The following is a 19,818-nucleotide window of genomic DNA, read 5'->3' as shown; positions in this document are numbered from 1 at the left end:
CGTCACCCCGCGCGCTGCGCCTCCAGCCACGCCTGGAACATCAGCACCGTCCACAACTGGTGCTGCCAGTTCATCCGCCCCGTCTGGTGCTGCCGCCACAGGCGCTCGACCGCGGCCGCATCGAAGAAACCCTCTTCGCGCAACCGCGACGGCCGCAGCAGCGCCTCGGCCCAGTCGCGCAGCGAGCCGCGCAGCCAGTGATCGACGGGCGCGCAGAAACCCTGCTTCGGCCGGTCGATCAGCGCCGACGGCACGTACTGGTCGAGCAGCCGGCGCAGCAGCGCCTTCGACTGCCCTTCCGGCAAGCGTATCGACGCCGGCACGCGCCACGCGAATTCGACGACGTGATGGTCGAGGAACGGCATGCGCGTCTCGAGGCTCACGGCCATCGACGCGCGGTCGACCTTCGCGAGGATGTCGGTCGGCAAATATGTGAGCGTATCGATCGCCATCGCCTGCTCCGCGAAGCTCAGGTGCGCGGGCCACGCGGACGCCGTGTCGAGCGGCGTCGGCGGCTCCTGCCCCGACAGCGCGATGCGCTCGGGATGATGCACCGACGACATCAGCAGCCGGTACAGGCCGATGCGGCTCTCGGCCGTCATCACATGGCCGAGCTTGTGCAGGCGGTCGCCGATGCGCGCCGCCGATTCGCGCGCCTCCACGCCACCCCACGCGCCCTGCGCGACGGCCGCGAGCTGGTCCGCGTGATCGGGCCGCAGCGCATGCAGCGCGGCGGCGATCCGCGCGCGCACGGCGGCCGGCACGCGATGCAGCTTGCGCCACAGGCGCGGCGTCAGGAAATAGCGCGTATAACCGCCGAACAACTCGTCGCCGCCGTCGCCGGACAGGCTCACCTTCACATGCCGGCGCGTCAGCTCCGACACGAGAAAGGTCGGGATCTGCGATGCATCGGCGAACGGCTCGTCGTAGATCGACGGCAGCTTCGGCACGACGCCGAGCGCATGGTCGGCCGTCACGTAGAGTTCGGTATGCCGCGTGCCGAGATGGCGCGCGACAGCCTTCGCGTAACCGGCCTCGTCGTAGCCGGCTTCATGGAAGCCGATCGTAAACGTGTCGACCGGCGTCGCCGATTGCGCCTGCATCAGCGCGACGATCGCCGACGAATCGACGCCGCCCGACAGGAACGCGCCAAGCGGCACGTCGGCTTCCATCTGCCGCGCGACGGCCTGGCGCAGGATCGCGTCGAGCTGGCCGACGGCCTCGTCGGCACTGCCCTCGAACGGCTGCTCGCGGCCGCTCTCGATCGCCTGTCCGAGCGTCCAGTACGCGCGCACGGGCGGCGTGTCGCGCGCATGCTCGAACTGGATGTACGTGCCGGGCGGCAGCTTGTGGATGCCGCGATAGATCGTGTACGGCGCGGGCACGCTCGACTGGCGCAGGTACAGGCACAGCGCGTCGCGGTCGACCGTGCCGTCGAAGCCCGGATAGCCGCGCAGCGCCTTCAGCTCCGACGCGAACACGAGCGCGTCGCCGATCCGGCCGTAGTAGAGCGGCTTCTCGCCGATCCGGTCGCGCGCGAGCGTCAGCACCCGCGACGCGCGATTCCACAGCGCGAACGCGAACATGCCGGTCGCGCGCCGCAACGTCGCCTCGACACCCCACGCGACGATCGCCGCGATCAGCACCTCGCTGTCGGAGTGGCCGCGCCACGCCGGTGCGCGACCCGCGCGCTCGAGTTCCGCGCGCAGTTCGCGATGGTTGTAGATTTCGCCGTTGAAGACCATGACGTAGCGGCCGCACGCGGATGCCATCGGCTGTCGGCCATGCACCGACAGGTCGACGATCGCCAGCCGCCGGTGGCCGAGCGCGATACCGGCTTCCGGATCGACCCAGATGCCCTGCCCGTCCGGCCCACGATGCGCGAGGCTCGCCGTCATTCGCGCGAGCGTGCCGCGCGCTGTCTCCTCATCGATGGCGACGGTATTCAGAAAGCCGTCGATTCCACACATTTGATTTGTTCGCCCCTGTTGACCTGTTCCGTCACGCGCGGCGCAACCTCGCGGCCCGCCGTCAGGCGTGACGGTCGAGCCATAGTACGAAGAAATAATTCAGCAATAATTCACCGATGAATTCCGGTGACGACCGGAAAAAAAATGGCGTCAAGCGCCGTGCGCGCATGTTCGCGCAAAGGGCCATATCGAATCGGAACGGACGGCTGCGCAGGCCAGCAGACCGAGAAAAAGGGGCAGCATGCCGCCGCGCCTGACGTGGCCCGCCCCGGCGTGCGTCAAGTCGCGCCGGTCGCCCATTTCAGCAACTGCGCGACCTCGCGGAAATGCTGCTGCTGGATCGTGCCGTTCTCGGGTGTCGTCTCGTACAGCGCCTGCGCGAGCCCGACGTTCGCGAGCGTCGGGCGCAGCGCGTCGCGCGCGTGCCGCACGATCCGCTCGGCCGCCTCGCCTTCGCCGCGCGCGAGCACCCACGGCAGCGTGCCGATCCCGCCGTAATAGAGCGCGACCGCGACGCGCGGCGAATAGACGACCACCGACGCGAAACCGATCCGGTCGGGCAGCGACGCGAACTGCGCCTCGCGCGCGAGCTGCCGGCGCTTCGCCTCGATGTGCGGGTCGCCCTCGTCCTCCTTGTGCTCGCGCCGCACTTCGTCGATCGACATCTTCATCTTCTGGTTGAACTCGTGGCGCTGATGCACGATGTCGATCAGCGCCATCACGATATAGATCAGCGCGGCCCAGCCGAACAGCAGCATCAGCAGCTTCACGATCAGCGCGAGGATCGAGATCGGCCGCGTGAAACCCGATTGCACCGACGGATCGAGCGACTCGACGATCAGCCAGCCGAGCGTCGCGACGAGCAGCACCGTCTTCAGCAGCATCTTCACGAGATTGACGAGGTTGCGCATCGACCACAGGTTCTTCATCCCCTCGGCCGGATTGAGCCGCGACAGCTGCGGCACGAGGCGGCTCCACGCCATCACGCCGCCGACCTGCACGAAACCCGCGAGCAGGCCCGCCAGCAGCCCGGCCGCGACGATCTGCGCGGACAGCGTCGCCCAGTCGCGCGCGGCGCCGTCGATCAGCACCGCGATCCGCGCGGACGGGTCGGCCGCGCCGACTGCGCCGAACACGAGCCGGAACAGCGCCTGCAGCCGCGCGAACAGCGCACCGATCCCCACCGCGAGCGCGACGCACACGCCGACGTAGAACGCCGACGAAATCGTCTCCGCGCTCTTCGGCACATCGCCTTTCTCGCGCGCCTCGCGCAGGCGCTTCTCGGTCGGCTTCTGGTCCTTTTCGGCCATGTCGGCTCCGTCGCGCGCTCACGCGCCGCCGTGCGCGGCGAACAGCGCGCGCAGCAGCGCCATCAGCCCGCTGTCGGGGCTCAGCAGCGAATGCAGCGACGCGTACACCGCCGGCAGGAACAGCACCATCATCAGCAGCGCGAGCGCGCTCTTCAGCGGCTGCGAGAACACGAAGATGTTGAGCTGCGGCACCGCGCGCCCGACGAGGCCGATGCCGAGCTCGACGAGCACCAGCACGATCGTCACCGGCGCGGCGAGCTTCACCATCCATTCGAAGATCGTGTCGGTCTGCCGCACGATGAAGGTCTGCAGCATCGACGAGAAATCGGGGCCGAGCGAGCCGATCGGCCACCACGCGTACGACTGCGCGAACAGTTGCACGAGCACCTGCAGGCCGCCGGCCGTGACGAACAGCGCGATCGCGACGAAATTGAGGAAGCCCGAGGTCGGGCCGCCCTCGTGCCCGCCCATCGGATCGAAGAACGCGGCGCTGCCGCTGCCCGTCTGGAAGTCGATCAGGTAGCCGACGCCCTGGATCGCGAACAGCACCGCGCTGAACGCGCCCGCGAGCAGCATGCCGACCACCGCCTCCTTCGCGACGAGCAGGCACCACATCAGGAACGGCAGCGCGGCCACCTGCGCGGAGTCGATCGCCGGCGCGACGAACGCGGCGATCACGACGGCGATCCCGTTGCGCACGAGGCCCGTGATGATCTGCTCGTTGAATACCGGCACGACGAACATGATCGGCAACAGGCGCGGCATCACGTAGAGCAGCGGTCGCAGCGTGCCCGCGACGTCGTTGAAACCCGCGGCCTGGTCTAGCATCGGCGCTCCACGGCGGCGGGCGGTGCGGTGTCGGCTGCCGGGGCGGCCGGGGCGGTTGCCGCAGTTGCCGCAGTTGACGCAGTTGACGCAGTTGACGCAGTTGACGCAGTTGACGCAGTTGACGCAGTCGCGTCGGTGATGTCGGTCGTGCCGGGTTCCGCATCGGCCGGCTGCGCGGCCATCTCCGCATCGAACGCGGCAGCGGCTTCCGGCTGCACGGCCGCGTGGCCCGAAGCATCGCCGGCCCACACCCCGACCGTCGCGAAGCGCCGCACCGCGTAGCCGTCCGCGACTTCGTCGGCATCGCGCTCGACCCGCGCGGCGCGCGCATGCAGCGCCTTCTCGCCGGCCTTGTCGAGCTTGTCCTCGGCGGCCTTCGCCTTGCGTGCGGCGCGCTGCAGGTCGGCAAGCGTCGCCTCGTGCCCGCGATGCACGTGCGCAGCCTTGCTCACCGACACGTTCGCGGTGCCGATGTGCCGGTCGAACGTGCGCGTGTCGGCCGCCGCGTTCTGCAGCGCGCGCGCCTCGCGCACGTCGTCGGCGAGACGCGTCTGGATCGCGGCCTTCGCGGCGACCTGCTGCGCAAGCTGCGCGTGCGCGGCCTCGAGCGCGCGGCGGCTTTGCGCGGCGATGCCTTGCTGGCGCGCGGCCGCGACGCGCGCAATCTGGCTGCGCATCTCGCGCACGCGCTTCAGGCGCGCCAGCGTGGCGAGCACGAGGCGGTCGTCGGCTTCAGACATGATCGTTCGCCAGCTTCGTCAGCTTCGCGAGCAGCGCGTCGAAACGCACGTCCTCGTGCGACGCCTGCGCGCAGAACGCACCGATCGCGTCGCGCGCACGCAGCGCGAGATCGCCGAGCCGGTCGCTGCCTTCGCGATACTCGCCGATCTGCACGAGCAGCTCGATCTCCTGGTACTTCGCGATCAGCTCGCGCACGCGCGCCGCCGCATGCTGGTGCGCGCGGCTCGCGACGAGCGGCATCACGCGCGACAGGCTCGCGAGCACGTCGATCGCCGGATAGCGGTTCGCGAGCGCGATCTTGCGCGACAGCACGATGTGGCCGTCGAGGATCGAGCGCACTTCCTCGGCGATCGGGTCCGATTCCTCGTCGCCTTCGACGAGCACCGTGTAGAGCGCGGTGATCGACCCGTTCGCGCCCTGCCCCGCACGTTCGAGCAGGCGCGGCAGCACCGCGAACGTCGACGGCGGGAAGCTGCGCCGCGTCGGCGGCTCGCCGCTCGCGAGGCCGACCTCGCGCTGCGCGCGCGCGAAGCGCGTCAGCGAATCGACGAGCAGCAGCACGCGCTTGCCCGCATCGCGGAAGTGCTCGGCAATCGCGGTGGCGACGAGCGCGGATTTCACGCGCTCCATCGCCGGGCGATCGGACGTCGACACGACGACGATCGAACGCGCGCGCACCTCGGGCGACAGGCTGTGCTCGATGAATTCGCGCACCTCGCGGCCGCGTTCGCCGACCAGCGCGATCACGTTCACGTCGGCCTGCGCGCCGCGCGCGATCATCCCGAGCAGCGTGCTCTTGCCGACGCCCGACGGCGCGAAGATGCCGACGCGCTGCCCGACGCCGAGCGTCATCAGCCCGTCGATCACGCGCACGCCGGTCGGAAACGGCGTGTCGATCATCTGGCGCGCAAGCGGGTTCGGCGGATCCTGCTGCGTCGACACCCACGCGGCGCCCGTCACCGGCCCGCGATCGTCGAGCGGCCGGCCGAGCCCGTCGAGCACGCGGCCGAACAGCCCTTCGCCGACCGGAAACACATGCTCGCGCCCCGACGGTACGACGGTCGTCTCCGGCGACAGCCCGGCCACGTCGCCGAGCGGCGTGAGCAGCGTCGTCTGCCGCGAAAACCCGACCACCTCGGCGAGCAGCGTCGGCTGGTTCGGCGTGCGCAATTCGCAGATCTCGCCGAGCCGCGCGCGGATGCCCGTCGCGTTCAGGATCTGCCCGACCGCGTGATTGACGCGGCCCTGCACCGACACCGGCGAGAAAAACGCGAGCCCCGCGTCGAGTTCGCCGACGAGGCGGCCACGATCGAACGGCGCGCCGTCGTCGTCGCCGCTGCCGAACGGCTGCATATCGTCGAGCGGCGCGTTCATCGCGCGGCGCCCTTCAGCGCGTCGCGGCGGATCGCCTGGCGCAGCGCGTCGATCTGCAGGTCGAGGCTCGCGTCGATGCGACCTGACGGCGTCTCGACCGTGCACGCATGGCGTTCGAGCTGCGCGTCCTCGACGATGCGGATCTTCTGCCGGTTCGACTGCCCCGCGAATGCGCCGTCGAGCGCATCGCGCATTTCATCCTTGCGGCCGGGCGCGACATGCACGACCAGGAACGCCTCGTCGCGCACGAGCGGCGCGATCCGCGCCAGCGCGGCCTCGTACAGCTTCTGCGTGCTCATCTCGCCGACGATCGCGCGCACGGCCTTCACGACGATATCGGCCATCGCGTCCTTCATCGTCTCCATCGTGCGCGCGGCCGCGAGCGCCTGCGTGTACGCATGCGCAGCCTGCTCGCGCTGCGCGCGGCGCATCCCTTCGTCGTAGCCGGCCGCCTGCCGCTTGTCGAATTCGCGCTGTGCGTCGGCGACGATGCGCGCGGCCTCGTCGTGCGCGGTCGCGATCACCGCGGACGCGTCGAGCAGCGCCGCGTATTCGCGCTCCTTGAGCACCTTGCGCTCCGACAGCAGCTGCAGGTTGTCGCTCGTGATCAGAAAAGCCAGTCCCATGACGCAAGCCTCTCGGGAATCAGAAACAGGAACAGCAGTTCGCCGAACTGGTCGCGCTGCGCGCGGTTCAGCCAGTAAGGCGCTTCGTCGTCGATCGCGCGGTTGAACTTCAGGCGCGCGCGCCGCGCGACCGCGTCGCCGGCCACGCCGATGAAATCCGCGAGCAGCCGCCCGCCGCGCGCGCGGATCACGACGGGCAGCGCGGCGGGATCGGCGCGCCACGGTTCGAGCGTGTCGGCGAGCGCGCCGAATTCCGGCGCGCGTTCGAGCGCGAGTTCCAGCGCGTCGCCGCCGAGCCGGGCCGCGACTTCCGCGCGGATGCGCCTTGCCGTCAACGCATCGCGCAGCCACGTGCGATGCAGCAGCAGCCCCGCATACGACGCCAGTTGCTCGAGCGCCGCGCCCGGCAGCAGCGCGAGCCGCGCGCACGCATTCGCGACGTCGAAGTCGTGCCGGTCGGCCACGCCGTTCGCATCGAGCAGATGCCGCGCGAGCAGCTTGCGGCCGGCCGCGCCGAACGCGTCCGGCGAGCGGTAGCGTGCGGGCCAGTCGGCTGGCACGCGCGTCACGTGCAGATAACGGTCGGGCCGCAGGTTGAAATCGCAGACGAGCGCATGAAACGCGGCACGGCGCGCAGCGGGCGGCGGCGCGAGCGGCTGCAGCCACGGCAGCGGCACGGCGTCGGGCCCGTCGCCCGGCGGCAGCGCATGCGGATCGCTCATGCGCCGTCGCGCGCGCCGTCCGGCGTGCGCAGCCCGCCGCCGGCCGACTGCGCGGATGCCGGATGCCCGGACGCCGACTGCCCGGACCCCGGATGCCCGGACACTCCGTTCCCGCCATTCGCTCCGCGCGGCGCGCCGAGCAGGCCGGCGAGCCGCGCACCGAACATCCCGCGCCGCGCGGCCGACAGCGCGATCACCGCGCCGGTCAGCAGGATCAGCGCGAACACGAGCCAGCCGAGCGGCGAGCGCAGCCGCACGATGTCGGTCACCGCGCTGCCGATCCCGTCCACGCGCGTCGCTTGCGCGGCGGCCGGCTGCAGGAACAGCGACACGTTGTCGTACTGCAGCCCTTCGATGCTGTGCGCGACGAGATCCTTGACCATCGGCGCCATCGCACGCAGGTCGACGCCCGGCCGATAGCGGATGTACACGGCCGCCGACGACGGCTTGATCTTGTCCGCGAGCGGATCGTTCTCCGGAATCACGACCTGCACGCGCGCGACCACCACGCCTTCGATGTCCTGCAGCGTGCGCGACAGGTCCTGCGAAACGCCGTACAGGTAGCGCACGCGCTCCTCGGCCGGCGTCGACACGAGGCCCTGCTTCTGGAACAGCTCGCCGAGGCTCGCATAGCTCGGCTTCGGCAGCCCGTTCGCCTGCAGCACCGTGAGCGCCGACTGCATGTCGCCGTCCGCGACGCTCACGAGCCATGCATTGCGGTCCGACGTGTCGCGCGCGTCGTTGTCCTTCGACGCGCTGATGCCCGCGTCGCCGAGCACCGCGACCATCTGGTTCGCATCGCGCTCCGACAGGCCCGAGTACAGCTCCTTCTGGCACCCGGCCAGCAGCACGAGCAGCCCCGCGAGCAGCGCGCGCGCCGCCCGGCTGCGCCACGCATGCGCGCGCGGCGTCGAATCGATCGTCGTCATCGTTTGTCCGCTTCAGGGTGCGCCGGACCGTGTCAGGCCCGCACGCACGCTTTCACTCCTGCGTCTTCAGCACGGTGTGCGTGAAGCCGTTCGCCGCCTGCGCAACCGACAGGCTCAACTGGTATTCCGAAATCGTGGTGGTCGCCGTCCACTGGAAATCCATCGCCTTCACCATCGTCATCATCGGATCGCTGCGGCTGTCGGCCATCGACGTGAGCATTTCGCTGCGATGCTTGTCGATGTTCGCGTACCGCGTGTCGAGATCGTTGCCGTAGGTGCGCAACCGCTCGACGAGCGACGACTGGTTCGCCTGCGCGGGCGTCATCTGCACGGCCGGCGCCGCGTCCGCCGGCGCGCGCGACATCGCGACGCCCGACGAAGACGACGCGGCCGGCGATGCACCCGGCTGCATCAGCGCATCGAACTGGCGCACCTGCGCCGGATCGGACGCCGAGCCCGTCTGCTGCACGGCACCCGCGAGCGCGGCCGCGCCCGGCGACGCCGCGCCTACGCCTGTCACTGACATATCCATGCCCTCCTTGGCTGGCAGGCGCCGGACCGGATCGGTCGGGCCCGCCCGGAACAGGCCGGCCGGCACGCGCGCATCCGCGGCCGGGCCCCCTTTGCGGGCAGGCCCGGCGCGCGCCGTCGCGCGGCGCGGCCGGCGACCGGCTTCATGCGCGGCCGGCCGAGCTCAGGTGTTGCGCAACCTGGGCGTTCGCCGTCCCTTCCTGCGCGGTCACTGCGTTGCTGGTTTCGAACGTCGCGGTCGACTGCTGGACCTGGAAGTTGATCTTCGTCAGTTCGAGCTGCGTCTTGGTCAGGTCGTCGGCCTGTTGCTGGACCTGGTTCGTATTGGTTGCACCACCTGCGGCCTGGGTACCCATGTTTCGCTCCTTAACGTGAACTTCATTCACCTTCCGGCGGCAGCCCCATGCCCCGCCGGCGACGTGAGCCGCCGCACATGTGCGACGTCCCGCGTTGATGCGCGCACCGCGCGTCGCGCGATGCGCATGACCTGTCTCGCGGCGCTAGTGCGCCGCCTCCTTCGCTGCACCGGGCACCGCGGCACCCGCTTGCGGCGCGTCCGGCAACAGCGTCGGCCCCGGCACCGGCTGCGCGACCCCGGCCGCCGCACCGCTCGCGAGCGGCGCCACGGGCGGCGCCGGCGCCTGTTCGGGCGCGTTCGCCGACGCGCCGCCGAGCGGCATCGTGATGCGCTGGCCGTTGCGTTCGAACACGACTTCGTCCGGGCCGATCGACACAACGGTCGGCCCGTCCTTCAGCCGCGCGCCCTCGAAATAGCGGCTGCCGTCGGCCGTCTCGATGTAGCGCTGGTCGCCGTCGCCGGCGAACACGGTCGTGATCTCCGGAATGCCGGCCATCCCGCCGAGCGTCGTCGTCGTGCGCGGCGCGGCCGGATCGGCATCGCGCACGTGGTCGACCACCTCGAGCGCCGGGCGCGCGTCCTTCATGTAGTTGCGGATGCGCGGCTCGATCTGCGCGCGCGCGGCCGCCCCCGTCAGCTCGATCCGGCCGCGGCCGAGATACGCGACCGTCAGCGCCGTATCGCTGAAATAGGTCTGCGCGGTCGCGACCAGATCGCTGACCACGTAGATGTTGCCGAGCGCCGCGTTGTCGACGCCCGCGACGATCTGCGCGACGCGTTCACGCGCGGCCGGGTCGCTCACGTAGCCGGACACGATCACGCCGTCGTCGCGCGGCGCGACGGCCAGCTCCGGATAGGCGTGCAGCAGTTGCTGCAGCCGGTGCGTGCGCGCGAGCACCGATTCGTGCTGCCACGGCAGCCGCCCCGACCACGCGACGAAGCCGTAGCCGAGCGCACCGAGCAATACGCCGATCCACAGCGCGACCAGCGCGATCACGAGCCGCCGGCTGCCGAGGCGGCGCAGCCCGCCGGTGAGCCAGCCGAGCCACGCGGCCTCGCGCGCGGCATCCGGCGCGTCGGTTTCGTCGGGCACCGCGACGCTCGCCTGCGCGTGCCGCGCGATGCCGAGCCGGATCGAGCCGACCGTCACGACGTCGTGCGGCGTCATCGAGCGGCGGCCCGCGCCGAGCGGTTCGTCGTTGAACAGCACCGGCGCGCCGGCGTCGCCGCCGTGGTTCTGCACGGTCACCGCGAGCGCGCCGACCTGCAGGCACACCTGTTTCGCACCGATCTCGCGATCGGGCAGGATCACTTCGCAATCGGCCGCCGTGCCGACCCAGTTCGCGCCGCGCGCGAGCGACATCGTGCGGCCGTACATCGGCCCGCTCAGGAAGCACAGGTTCCACGGCGACGCGAGCGCGGCCGCACCGGCCCCCGCGGCTCCCGAGCCGCCGGGCAATGCGCCGTCGCCGTGCGGGTCAATGATGGTCGTCGACATGGGTGGTGGCTCCTGCGGTCGTCGCCGCCGGCTGCGACGCCGCATCCTTCGGCGGCGGCAGCGCGGGCGGGCCGAACTTCGTGCCGGGCAGCGGCTTCGGCGTCAGCGGCACCGCGACGTCGTTGTCCGGCGGCCGATACATCGACATGCCTTCCTGATTCGCCGGCCCGTCGGCGCCCGGGTTCACGGGCGAGCCGTCCGGTGCGTACATCGACGCGTTCGTCACCACGCGCGGCGTCAGCAGGTAGAACCGCTCCATGTGGTTGCCCGACTTGTCGGTGTACTTGAACAGGTTGCCGATCAGCGGAATGTCGGACAGCCAGGGCACGCCGCTCTTGTTCAGCTTCACCTCGTCGTCGTTGAAGCCGGCGATCAGCAGGCTCTTGCCTTCGTCGATCATCGTCTTGGTGACGATGTTGCGCTGCTGGATCACCGGGATGTTCGACACGGCCTGCCCCTGCACGATGTTGCCGTCCTGGATGTCGATCGACATCATCACGCTCTCCGGGTTGCCGGATACGGCGGCCGCGTTGCGGATCGCCTCGTTGACGATCATCGGCGTCACCTTGATGCTCGTGCCGGTCGTCACGCTGTACAGCGACGAATCCTGGTAGCCCGGCACCTGCACGTAGAACTGCGTGAGGTTCTCGAGGATCGCCTCGGTGTTGTCGAGCGCGAGCACCTTCGGCTTCGAGCGCAGTTGCGCCTGCCCCTTCTGCGCGAGCGCATTCACGCGCGTGAGCAGGTAGTTGCGCAGCGAGCCGCCGATCGATGCGGTCAGCGCGATGCCCGTCGGCAGGAAAGTGCCCGTCTGCCCGGTTTCCGACGTGCCGATGCCGAACGTCAGCGGCGGATTGCCCGAGCCGTTGTATTGCGTGTTGCCGGTCAGCGGATTCGCGCCGTTGCCGATCTGCACGTCGCCGTGCGTCGTGTGCAGGCGCCAGTCGATCCCGAGGCTGTCGAGCGAATCCTCGTTGATGTCGATGATCGTCACGTTGATCTCGACGATGCGCGGCCGCTCGTCGAGCTGGTTGATCAGCGACTGGTAGCGATACATGTTCTCCGGCAGGTCGCGCACGATCACCGCGTTGATCGCCGGATCGGCGACGATCTGCGGCAGCGTGTCGCCACCACCGCCGTTCGAGAACGGCGAGAACCCGCCGGTCGCGCTGCCGTCGCCGGAATAGCCGCCCGAACGCGGGCCGCCGGAGATGTCGGGGAAGTCGAGGCGCGGCACCGCGATCGTCAGCCCCGAGCCGAGCTTCACCTGGCGCGCAGCCTGCCCGAGCGGCGTGCTCGACGCCAGCGCACTCGTGCCGCCGCCCTTGCCGAACAGTCGGCCGAGGATCGTCGCGACGCCCGGCACCGTCACTTCCTTGCCCGAGCGGTTGATCGTGAAGTCCGACGCCCAGCCGTACTTCAGCCGGAACGCACGGATATCCGCATGCGCGCCGTTCGCGGACGGATCGCCGACCGAGCCGACCGCCTGCCGCACGAGCTCGACGTAGCGGCGCGGGCCGGCCACGTACACGCTGTTCGCGCGATCGTTGATCACGAGCGTGTAGCGCTTGTCGGGAATCTGCATCGCCTGCAGCGCGCGGCCGATTTCGCCCGATGCATTCGGCGGGATCGGGATCATCTGCGTCTGCGACTGGTCGGCCGGATCGACGTACAGGAACGAGCCGTCGTAGTACCACGTGAGCCCGTAGGTCGAGCAGATCGTGTCGAGCGTCTGCTGCGGCGTGCCCGAGAAGCGGCCGCTGATCACGCCGTCGACCTTCGGGTCGACCACCGCCGTCACGCCCTGCGACGATGCGAGTTCGCGAATGAAGTCGCCGATCTTCTTGCCGTTCGCGACGATCGTGAACGGCTTGTTGCGCCAGCGCAGGTCCGCGGCGCGGGCCGGCTGCGCGGGCGCCATGCACAGCGACGCCGTGAGCAGCGCGGTCGCGCACATGGCAAGCGCGGCCCGTTGCAGGCTGCGCGGTTGAAACCGGATCGGGGCGACGCGTCGATGCATCAAAGAACTCCAGTGGAAGAAACGAACATGCGTTCCAGCGCCTGCTGCGCGAAGCGCAGCACTTCGCCGCCGAGCCAGCCCGACAGCAGCACGAGTGCGACCATCACCGCGATCAGCCGCACCGCGATGCCGATGTTGGCGTCCTGCACCTGCGTGACGGCCTGCAGGATCGCGACGACGAGGCCCGTGACGGTGGCGATCAGCACGATCGGCAGCGACAGCAGCAGCACGAGCATCAGCGCCTGGCGCGTCAGGTCGAGGATCGTCGAGCTCGTCATTGCACGGCTCCCGGCAGGCGCACGTCGGCGCCCGCACCGACCGTGCCGTCGTCCGGCGGGTTCTTCACCCAGCCGACCGTGTGCAGCTGCACGTCCTCCTCGACTTCCTGGTACGACAGCACCGCCAGCTCGGGCAGCACCGGCTGCAGGATCGTCTTCACGTAGCGGCGCGCGCCGAGCGCGACCATCACCGCGAGCCGCGCCGCGCCCTGTGCGTTGCTGTGACCGCCGGGGCCGGCCGCCTGCGCGGCCTGCACGATCGCGCGCACCTGCTCGCCGATGTCCTGCTTGATCGCGCTCGACAGCGCGAGGAAATTGCCCTGCTTGGTGCGCATCACCGCGCTCTCGATCCGCTCCTGCAGGTTCTGCTCGAACAGCACGACGCGCAGCTGGCGCGTCGTGCCCGCATGGCGATCGGTGATCATCCGGCGCAGGTCGACGCGCACGAGTTCGACCAGCGCGATCACGTCGTCGGGCTCGTTCGGCGCCCACGTGATCAGGCTCTCGAAAATCACGCGCAGGTTGCGGATCGGCACCTGTTCGGCGAGCAGCCGGCGCAGCACTTCGGTCACGCGCTGCAGCGGCACGAGCCGCGTCAGCTCGCCCACGAGTTCGGGGTGCTCGCGGCGCACGAGATGCACGAGCGCCTGCGTCTCCTGGATACCCAGCAATTCGTCCGCATGCTGGCGCACGATCTGCTCGACGTGCGCGGCGAGCGCGCTTTCGCTCGACAGCCACTTGCCGTCCGGCGCGGCGCCGTCGTGCTTGATCCACAGCGCGGTCGCGAACGGGCCGAACGCCTCGGCCGGCTGGCGCTCCGCGCGCTCGGGCAGCGGCGCGACGCCGTCCCACAGCAGCCAGCCCGGCTTCAGCGCGCCGTGCGCGGCGAGCACGTCCTGCAGGTAGATCCGGTACGTGCCGGCCGCCGCACCTTCGTCGTCGTTCAGCGTGATGCGCGGGAACACCGTGCCGATGTCCGCGTCGACGCGCGCCTTCGCGCTCGACAGCGCGGCCTGCAGTTGCGCGAGGTTCAGGCTCGTGCGCAGGTCGTCGGACAGCGATACCGCGATCAGCGACGTGACGCCCGCCGCGTGCGACACCTTCGCGGGCTGGCCGTCGTCGGCCGTGCCGACGCGCCCCGCGATCTGAATCAGGTTGAAGCTCGGCGCAGTCGTCTTGTGCTTGAACTGCGAGAACGCGAACGCGCCGAGGCCGAGCGCGATCAACGCGAACGACCACTTCGGAAAACCGGGCACGACGAGAAAACCGGCCAGCACCAGCGCCGCGATCAGCAGCGCGCGCGGATGCGCGCCCAGTTGCTCGCCGAGCTGTTCGCCGAGCTGGCGCTGCCGCGCATCGCGCGTCGCCACGCGCGTCGTCACGATGCCCGCCGCGATCGACACGAGCAGCGACGGAATCTGCGACGCCATCCCGTCGCCGACGGTCAGGATCGCGTAGCGTTGCAGCGCCGCGCCGATATCCATCCCGTGCATCAGCGTGCCGACCGCGATCCCCGCGACGATGTTGATGAACGCGATCACGAGGCCGGCGATCGCGTCGCCCTTCACGAACTTCATCGCGCCGTCCATCGCGCCATGCATCTGCGATTCCTGCTCGAGCTTCTCGCGGCGCTCGCGCGCTTCGTCCGCGCTGATGATGCCCGCGCGCAGGTCCGCGTCGATGCTCATCTGCTTGCCCGGCATCGCATCCAGCGAAAAACGTGCCCCGACTTCGGCCACCCGCTCCGACCCTTTCGCAATCACGATGAACTGCACGACGGCGATCACGAGGAACACCACGCCGCCCACCACGACGTTGTTGCCGACGACGAGCCGCCCGAACGCGTCGATCACGTGGCCGGCGTTCGCGTGCAGCAGGATCAGCTTGCACGACGCGATGTTCAGCGCGAGCCGGAACAGCGTCGTAAACAGCAGCAGCGCGGGAAACGACGAGAAGCTGACCGCCGACGGCACATAGGTCGACACCGTCAGCAGCACCACGCTCACGGCGAGATTCAGCGAGATCATCCCGTCGAGCGCGGCCTGCGGCAGCGGCAGGATGAACAGCGCGACGACCGCGACGATGAACGCGGCCATGAACAGGTCCGCGCGCGGCGATGCGCCGCCGAGACGTCTTCCGGACACGCCGCGACCAGCGGAAAACAACCGCTGCCAGTCGCGGGGGAGCGCCTTCGGTTCTGCCATCGTGCCGTTGTCCTGTCGTCGTTATCGCCGGCTGGCACGGGCAATCCTGCCCCACGCTGCGCGGACCGTTGAATGGGACGAGTGTAGCGACGCGAAACGATGGAAAATGGGATGCGCCTCGTAGCGTGAAAGCGCGTTTCCCGGCGGCGGTCGGATCGGACTACGAAACCCGGCGGCGCACTCGGGCACGCCCCGCCGGAACCGCTTCCATCGCGCGCCGGGCCGCCGGCGCGTGCGTCAGGTCAGGGCTGCAGGCGCCGCGCGGCGAGGTATGCGAGCTGCGCGCGGTTCTGCACGTTGAAGAGTTTTTCGAGCGAGCGGATGTGGTGGCCGACCTTGTGCAGCGACGTGCGCAGCGCGCTCGCGATTTCCTGGTCGGACAGCCCATGCACGAGACGGTCGAGCACCTGCTGCTGTTCGTCGCCGAGCGCGAAGCCGCGCATGCGCGCGATGCGCGCCTCGAGGAACGGCAGCGCGACGCGATGCACGGCAAGGCTGACCGACAGCGCCCCGCCGATCACGCGATCGTCGATCCATTCGGTGCCGTGCGTCTCCGACGTCACGGTTACCGCGACGCGCAGGTCGAGGCGCGGCGCCGACAGGCTGAAGATCACGCCGCTGTTCATCGCGTGCGCGCGCAGATGGCCGGCGAGCGCCAGCACCTTGCGGTCGCCGCTGCCCTGCGCGGCCGACTCGATCTCGTCGAGTTGCCACGCGACCGGAAAGCCGCTCTGCCGCACCTGCGCGAACCGCGGGTCGCTCTCGTACAGCATCCCTTCGATAAACGGCTGCATGAACGTCGCCGGCGCGAGGTCGCGCAGCAGATGCGCACACAGGACGCGCCGCCCGATCATTTCGTAGGCGCCGTAACCGAGCGTACTGAATCCGATTTGCCGCAATCGCGCATGGCATTGCGCGAAATCGACCGGGGCAAGGTCGGTTTTACCGGGTGCAATTTGAATGCCGGTAAAAACGTCACGCTCGATTGCCTGATATTCGTTCGAATAAGCAGCAGCGGCCGCTATATCGGCTTGTGAAAACCACTCGACGCGTGGTGCGCCGTCAGCATATGTCATGAGGAGCCCGCCTTTCCCAATATGTGAAACTGCGCCCCGTCACGATCTGGTCTTTTCTTTATGATTTTCTGGTCGTCGTTATATGCGTGCGAATATGAACCTTTCGCCGCCATTCGTATTACGGCATATTACGCATACACGGGCATTTTTGTACAATGCCCCCGCGTTTCGTCAGGGATGACGATCGGCGCATATCAAAACGATGCTCGATCGCACCGCCGGGAATGCCGTACACGATACGGCCGCCGCCAGGCGATGCGCGTCGATTCCGAGGGATGGCTCATGTCCGATATTGCATTGCAAGAAGAAGCGGTCGCCCCAACCATTTCCCGCCCGTCGCGCGGGTTGAACACATGCGCGGACGCACTGCGGGAGCGTGCCGTGAAGGTCGTCTGGTGCGACGACGTGAAGCGCGGCGACGTTTCGCAACCGCACGCGCCGAAGCTCGGCGTCGCCGATACGCTCGCGCTCGCGCAAAGCACGGCCGAGCGCAACCGGATCGTCACGAGCCTGCTGCACCTGACAGGCTTCTCGACGTTCGCGTACTTCGCGCTCGAATTCAAACGCGAGCGTGTCGAAAGTCTCTACCTTCATGAAGCGTTCACGCCGGCCACCTATCGCGGCGACTACGTGCGGCACAACCATCACGACATCGATCCGCGCACGCTCGGCGCGCGCGTATGCAACATGCCGATCGTGTGGGACCTGCAGCAGTTGCGCCGCGAACACCGCAAGCGCGACGACGGCCCGTGCGTGACGCCGGCCGCGCTCGACGGTTTCCTGCAGACGATGCAGGACGACGGGATGTGCAGCGGCATCATGTATTCGATGGCCGTGCCCGGCACGCGGCTGCATGCGTTCATGAGCTTCACCGCGCCGCGCCGTACGCGCGAATGGATCACGCCGGCGACGATCGAGCAGGCGCTGTCGATCGGGCTGTCGGTACACAAGTTCGCATCGCCGCAACTGATCGCGACGTCGCGCGAGCGGACGGTCAACGGGCTCACGCCGTTCGAGCAGGAACTGCTGATCGGCATCGCCGAAGGCGCATCCGACAAGGAGATCGGCCGGCGCCTCGACACCAGCGCGCACAACGTCGACTATCACCTGCGCAAACTGCGCAAGCGCTTCGGCGTTGCGAACCGGATCCAGCTCACGTACCTGACATCGAAGCTCGAGCTGATCTGACGGTGGCGCGGCGCTTGCGGAAAGCGAATGTGTAAACGCACATGCCGGCCTCGCGGGACGGCATGTACGGGTTGCGGCGCGGTGCCGGGTCCGGCGCCGCATCCTGGCAGACGATCCGCGTTACGTCAGCAGCGTCATCTGCACGACCTTCACGATCACGAGACCGACCGCAATCACCAGATAGCCGCGCAGCACGGCCATCCAGATTCGCGTCGCGAGCGTCATGTTCTGCGGCGCGAGCGTATCGAGCGGCGGCATGCGCCACGTGTCGCGCAGCGAGCGATCGACGCCCGGTTCGACGACACGCTTGTTGCGGCGAATCAGCACCGTCGCGAGATAGCCGGTAATCGCGAGCACGGTGCCGCCCACCAGCACGTCGACGATCGCTTCGCCGCTGATGTCCGGATACATCACCGATGCGGTCAGGATGATCGACAGCAGCACGAGCACCCAGATCACCGCGCCCGTAAACACGTTGAGCTTCGTCGAGTTGACCCAGGGCCCAAGCACCTGGCGGTCGTTGCACAGCACGAGCAGGAACACCGTCGCGCTCGGCAGCAGCACGCCCGCGAGCGTCTGCACGGCTTCGGTCAGCAGGCCGAGCGGGCTGCCCGGGATCAGCACGAGCGTGGCCGCGGCCGCGACGATGCCGAAGTACACCAGATAGAAGCCCTTCGCATCGGACACGCCGCGATGCAGCGAATGGCGGATCTTGAACACGTCGCCGATCGCATACGCGGTCGACAGCGACACGGCCGCCGCGCCGATGATGCACGCGTCGAGCAGCGCCACCGCGAACAGCGTCGCGCCGGTACGGCCCGCATATTTCTCGAGGCCCGCGATGATGCCGCCCGCGTCGGTGAAGTTGCCGGCTTCCGGATGCCCGCCGAACAGCGCGGCGCTGAAGCTGATCATCGCAACCGCGCCAACCAGCACGAACGCGATGCCGATCCACAGGTCGACCTTTTCGTATTTCATGAAGCGCGGCGTGATGCGTTTGTCGATCACGTAGCTCTGCTGGAAGAACAACTGCCACGGCGCAACCGTCGTGCCGACGATGCCGATCACGAGCAGCATCACGTCCGACAGCTTCGCGTGTGCGGGCCAGTTCGGCACGAAGAAATCGCGCGTCATCTGCGAGACGGGCGGATGGATCGACACGAGCACCGGCACCAGCAGCAGGCTCAGCACGCACAGCCCGATCGCGAACCGCTCGAAGCGCCTGAAATCGCCGGTACTCACCGCGGCCATCGTCAGCGCGGCGGCCACGCACACGCCGGCCACCTTCGGCAGCCCGAAGAATTCCAGCACGAACGTGATGCCGATGAACTCGGTGACGATCGTCAGCGCGTTGAGCAGGAACAGGTCGATCACGCTGAACGCGCCCCAGAACTTGCCGAAGCGCTCGAAGATCAGGCGTGCATGGCCGACGCCCGTGACCGCGCCGAGGCGCAGCACCATTTCCTGGTTCACGTACAGCACGGGCACGAGCAGCAGCAGCGTCCACAGCAGCGTCGTGCCGTAGTTCTGGCCGGCCTGCGTGTAGGTGCCGAACGCGCCGGCGTCGTTGTCGCCGACCATCACGATGAGGCCCGGGCCGATGATCGCGAGCAGCGTGCGCAGTCGCGCCCACCATGTGCCGCGCGCGGCGGTGTCGTGATGCGCGATCGTGCCGAGCGCGCCGCGGATGTCGCCGACGTGGGCTTCGTCGAGCACGGCGCTGCGTTCTGCGGCGATCGGTGGAGAGACGTTGGATGGCGTGGACATGATTCGTTCCGTACGGCTAATGGTTATCCGATGAGCGTGTGCCCTTGGGATGCGCACGTGGGGCCTGCCCGCAGGCAGCCGCGCGTGCGCATGCCGAGGCGCGCTCGGCGCTTTGTCAGTGAATCAACGATCTCAACCGGTTCAGCAGGCGGGAGAACACCCGCGGACGGGCGTCGAGCGTCAGCATCGCGTCGTACTGATTGCGCGATTCCGTGACGTGCGGAAAGTTCGACAGCAGAAGGCCGAAGTTCATGGTCTGGCTCCGTGCGGCGACGGCAGGCGTGCCGGCCGCGTGGTGGGTGCGGGGCCAGTCCGGGGGCCTGAACGATGTGTCAGGCTAGTCGGCCGGAGTGTCCCCGCGACCCGGGTTCAAAAGGGTCGGTGCGTGCAACGGGCAT

18 protein-coding genes are annotated in these 19,818 nt (G+C 69.0%); 1 reads left to right on the top strand and 17 read right to left on the bottom strand.

The annotated features are described in order from the left end of the window. Positions 1 to 2: 2 nt before the first annotated feature. The 15 genes from asnB to ABD05_RS25420 all read right to left on the bottom strand — a co-directional run bounded on the left by asnB (position 3) and on the right by ABD05_RS25420 (position 16,465). Positions 3 to 1,970 (bottom strand): asparagine synthase (glutamine-hydrolyzing), encoded by a 1,968-nt coding sequence (asnB, locus tag ABD05_RS25490; RefSeq protein ID WP_047902784.1) that lies wholly within the window; start codon positions 1,968 to 1,970, stop codon positions 3 to 5. Positions 1,971 to 2,248: 278 nt separating this feature from the next. Next, positions 2,249 to 3,280 (bottom strand): EscU/YscU/HrcU family type III secretion system export apparatus switch protein, encoded by a 1,032-nt coding sequence (locus tag ABD05_RS25485; protein WP_047902783.1) that lies wholly within the window; start codon positions 3,278 to 3,280, stop codon positions 2,249 to 2,251. Between the two features lie 18 nt (positions 3,281 to 3,298). Further along, positions 3,299 to 4,108: a type III secretion system export apparatus subunit SctT gene (gene sctT, locus ABD05_RS25480; RefSeq protein WP_047902782.1), complete on the bottom strand. Its 810-nt coding sequence runs from the start codon at positions 4,106 to 4,108 to the stop codon at positions 3,299 to 3,301. After that, a complete protein-coding gene (locus tag ABD05_RS25475) occupies positions 4,102 to 4,848 on the bottom strand; it encodes a hypothetical protein (RefSeq protein ID WP_047902781.1) in 747 nt (248 codons plus the stop codon). Before ABD05_RS25475 ends, sctT begins: the two co-directional genes overlap by 7 nt. After that, on the bottom strand, positions 4,841 to 6,223 hold the full coding sequence (gene sctN / locus ABD05_RS25470) for a type III secretion system ATPase SctN (RefSeq protein ID WP_047902780.1): 1,383 nt from the start codon (positions 6,221 to 6,223) through the stop codon (positions 4,841 to 4,843). Before sctN ends, ABD05_RS25475 begins: the two co-directional genes overlap by 8 nt. After that, positions 6,220 to 6,849 (bottom strand): type III secretion system stator protein SctL, encoded by a 630-nt coding sequence (gene sctL, locus ABD05_RS25465; RefSeq protein WP_047902779.1) that lies wholly within the window; start codon positions 6,847 to 6,849, stop codon positions 6,220 to 6,222. The genes sctN and sctL overlap by 4 nt, the downstream gene beginning before the upstream one ends. After that, on the bottom strand, positions 6,831 to 7,571 hold the full coding sequence (locus ABD05_RS25460) for a SctK family type III secretion system sorting platform protein (protein WP_047902778.1): 741 nt from the start codon (positions 7,569 to 7,571) through the stop codon (positions 6,831 to 6,833). Before ABD05_RS25460 ends, sctL begins: the two co-directional genes overlap by 19 nt. Further along, a complete protein-coding gene (gene sctJ, locus ABD05_RS25455) occupies positions 7,568 to 8,500 on the bottom strand; it encodes a type III secretion system inner membrane ring lipoprotein SctJ (RefSeq protein WP_047902777.1) in 933 nt (310 codons plus the stop codon). Before sctJ ends, ABD05_RS25460 begins: the two co-directional genes overlap by 4 nt. Positions 8,501 to 8,552: 52 nt before the next feature. After that, positions 8,553 to 9,026 (bottom strand): hypothetical protein, encoded by a 474-nt coding sequence (locus ABD05_RS25450; protein WP_047903795.1) that lies wholly within the window; start codon positions 9,024 to 9,026, stop codon positions 8,553 to 8,555. Positions 9,027 to 9,174: 148 nt separating this feature from the next. Next, positions 9,175 to 9,387, bottom strand: a complete 213-nt coding sequence (locus ABD05_RS25445; RefSeq protein WP_034180511.1) for a hypothetical protein — start codon at positions 9,385 to 9,387, stop codon at positions 9,175 to 9,177. Between the two features lie 144 nt (positions 9,388 to 9,531). Further along, positions 9,532 to 10,887: a type III secretion system inner membrane ring subunit SctD gene (gene sctD, locus ABD05_RS25440; RefSeq protein ID WP_047902776.1), complete on the bottom strand. Its 1,356-nt coding sequence runs from the start codon at positions 10,885 to 10,887 to the stop codon at positions 9,532 to 9,534. Further along, complete coding sequence (sctC, locus tag ABD05_RS25435; protein WP_047902775.1) at positions 10,868 to 12,907, bottom strand: type III secretion system outer membrane ring subunit SctC; 2,040 nt, start codon at positions 12,905 to 12,907, stop codon at positions 10,868 to 10,870. The genes sctD and sctC overlap by 20 nt, the downstream gene beginning before the upstream one ends. Then, positions 12,907 to 13,185 carry a type III secretion system export apparatus subunit SctS gene (sctS, locus tag ABD05_RS25430; protein ID WP_006480854.1) on the bottom strand — a complete coding sequence of 93 codons (279 nt, stop codon included), beginning with the start codon at positions 13,183 to 13,185 and terminating at the stop codon, positions 12,907 to 12,909. Before sctS ends, sctC begins: the two co-directional genes overlap by 1 nt. Next, positions 13,182 to 15,389 carry a type III secretion system export apparatus subunit SctV gene (gene sctV / locus ABD05_RS25425; protein ID WP_047902774.1) on the bottom strand — a complete coding sequence of 736 codons (2,208 nt, stop codon included), beginning with the start codon at positions 15,387 to 15,389 and terminating at the stop codon, positions 13,182 to 13,184. The genes sctS and sctV overlap by 4 nt, the downstream gene beginning before the upstream one ends. 242 nt (positions 15,390 to 15,631) lie before the next feature. Next, positions 15,632 to 16,465 (bottom strand): helix-turn-helix transcriptional regulator, encoded by an 834-nt coding sequence (locus ABD05_RS25420; protein ID WP_047902773.1) that lies wholly within the window; start codon positions 16,463 to 16,465, stop codon positions 15,632 to 15,634. 282 nt (positions 16,466 to 16,747) lie between these two features. Here ABD05_RS25420 and ABD05_RS25415 point away from each other — a divergent pair, with 282 nt between their 5' ends. Further along, positions 16,748 to 17,653 (top strand): helix-turn-helix transcriptional regulator, encoded by a 906-nt coding sequence (locus tag ABD05_RS25415; RefSeq protein WP_047903794.1) that lies wholly within the window; start codon positions 16,748 to 16,750, stop codon positions 17,651 to 17,653. Between the two features lie 120 nt (positions 17,654 to 17,773). Here the strand turns inward: ABD05_RS25415 and ABD05_RS25410 are convergent, their stop codons facing one another. Both ABD05_RS25410 and ABD05_RS38660 read right to left on the bottom strand, forming a co-directional pair. Beyond that, positions 17,774 to 19,420 (bottom strand): Nramp family divalent metal transporter, encoded by a 1,647-nt coding sequence (locus tag ABD05_RS25410; protein WP_047902772.1) that lies wholly within the window; start codon positions 19,418 to 19,420, stop codon positions 17,774 to 17,776. A 115-nt stretch (positions 19,421 to 19,535) separates the two neighbouring features. Next, a complete protein-coding gene (locus tag ABD05_RS38660; RefSeq protein ID WP_167347857.1) occupies positions 19,536 to 19,673 on the bottom strand; it encodes a hypothetical protein in 138 nt (45 codons plus the stop codon). Positions 19,674 to 19,818: the final 145 nt, after the last annotated feature.

Source organism: Burkholderia pyrrocinia, from assembly GCF_001028665.1.
GTDB classification, from domain to species: Bacteria; Pseudomonadota; Gammaproteobacteria; order Burkholderiales; family Burkholderiaceae; genus Burkholderia; species Burkholderia pyrrocinia.
The sequence above is the reverse complement of the archived record's forward strand: the minus strand, read 5'-3'. Positions and strand labels throughout refer to the sequence as shown.

Excerpts from the sequence above, each read along its gene's own strand:
- asnB (WP_047902784.1), bottom strand. The coding sequence starts at position 1,970 with ATGTGTGGAATCGACGGCTTTCTGAATACCGTCGCCATCGATGAGGAG.
- ABD05_RS25485 (WP_047902783.1), bottom strand. The coding sequence starts at position 3,280 with ATGGCCGAAAAGGACCAGAAGCCGACCGAGAAGCGCCTGCGCGAGGCG.
- sctT (WP_047902782.1), bottom strand. The coding sequence starts at position 4,108 with ATGCTAGACCAGGCCGCGGGTTTCAACGACGTCGCGGGCACGCTGCGA.
- ABD05_RS25475 (WP_047902781.1), bottom strand. The coding sequence starts at position 4,848 with ATGTCTGAAGCCGACGACCGCCTCGTGCTCGCCACGCTGGCGCGCCTG.
- sctN (WP_047902780.1), bottom strand. The coding sequence starts at position 6,223 with ATGAACGCGCCGCTCGACGATATGCAGCCGTTCGGCAGCGGCGACGAC.
- sctL (WP_047902779.1), bottom strand. The coding sequence starts at position 6,849 with ATGGGACTGGCTTTTCTGATCACGAGCGACAACCTGCAGCTGCTGTCG.
- ABD05_RS25460 (WP_047902778.1), bottom strand. The coding sequence starts at position 7,571 with ATGAGCGATCCGCATGCGCTGCCGCCGGGCGACGGGCCCGACGCCGTG.
- sctJ (WP_047902777.1), bottom strand. The coding sequence starts at position 8,500 with ATGACGACGATCGATTCGACGCCGCGCGCGCATGCGTGGCGCAGCCGG.
- ABD05_RS25450 (WP_047903795.1), bottom strand. The coding sequence starts at position 9,026 with ATGTCAGTGACAGGCGTAGGCGCGGCGTCGCCGGGCGCGGCCGCGCTC.
- ABD05_RS25445 (WP_034180511.1), bottom strand. The coding sequence starts at position 9,387 with ATGGGTACCCAGGCCGCAGGTGGTGCAACCAATACGAACCAGGTCCAG.
- sctD (WP_047902776.1), bottom strand. The coding sequence starts at position 10,887 with ATGTCGACGACCATCATTGACCCGCACGGCGACGGCGCATTGCCCGGC.
- sctC (WP_047902775.1), bottom strand. The coding sequence starts at position 12,907 with ATGCATCGACGCGTCGCCCCGATCCGGTTTCAACCGCGCAGCCTGCAA.
- sctS (WP_006480854.1), bottom strand. The coding sequence starts at position 13,185 with ATGACGAGCTCGACGATCCTCGACCTGACGCGCCAGGCGCTGATGCTC.
- sctV (WP_047902774.1), bottom strand. The coding sequence starts at position 15,389 with ATGGCAGAACCGAAGGCGCTCCCCCGCGACTGGCAGCGGTTGTTTTCC.
- ABD05_RS25420 (WP_047902773.1), bottom strand. The coding sequence starts at position 16,465 with ATGACATATGCTGACGGCGCACCACGCGTCGAGTGGTTTTCACAAGCC.
- ABD05_RS25415 (WP_047903794.1), top strand. The coding sequence starts at position 16,748 with ATGTCCGATATTGCATTGCAAGAAGAAGCGGTCGCCCCAACCATTTCC.
- ABD05_RS25410 (WP_047902772.1), bottom strand. The coding sequence starts at position 19,420 with ATGTCCACGCCATCCAACGTCTCTCCACCGATCGCCGCAGAACGCAGC.
- ABD05_RS38660 (WP_167347857.1), bottom strand. The coding sequence starts at position 19,673 with ATGAACTTCGGCCTTCTGCTGTCGAACTTTCCGCACGTCACGGAATCG.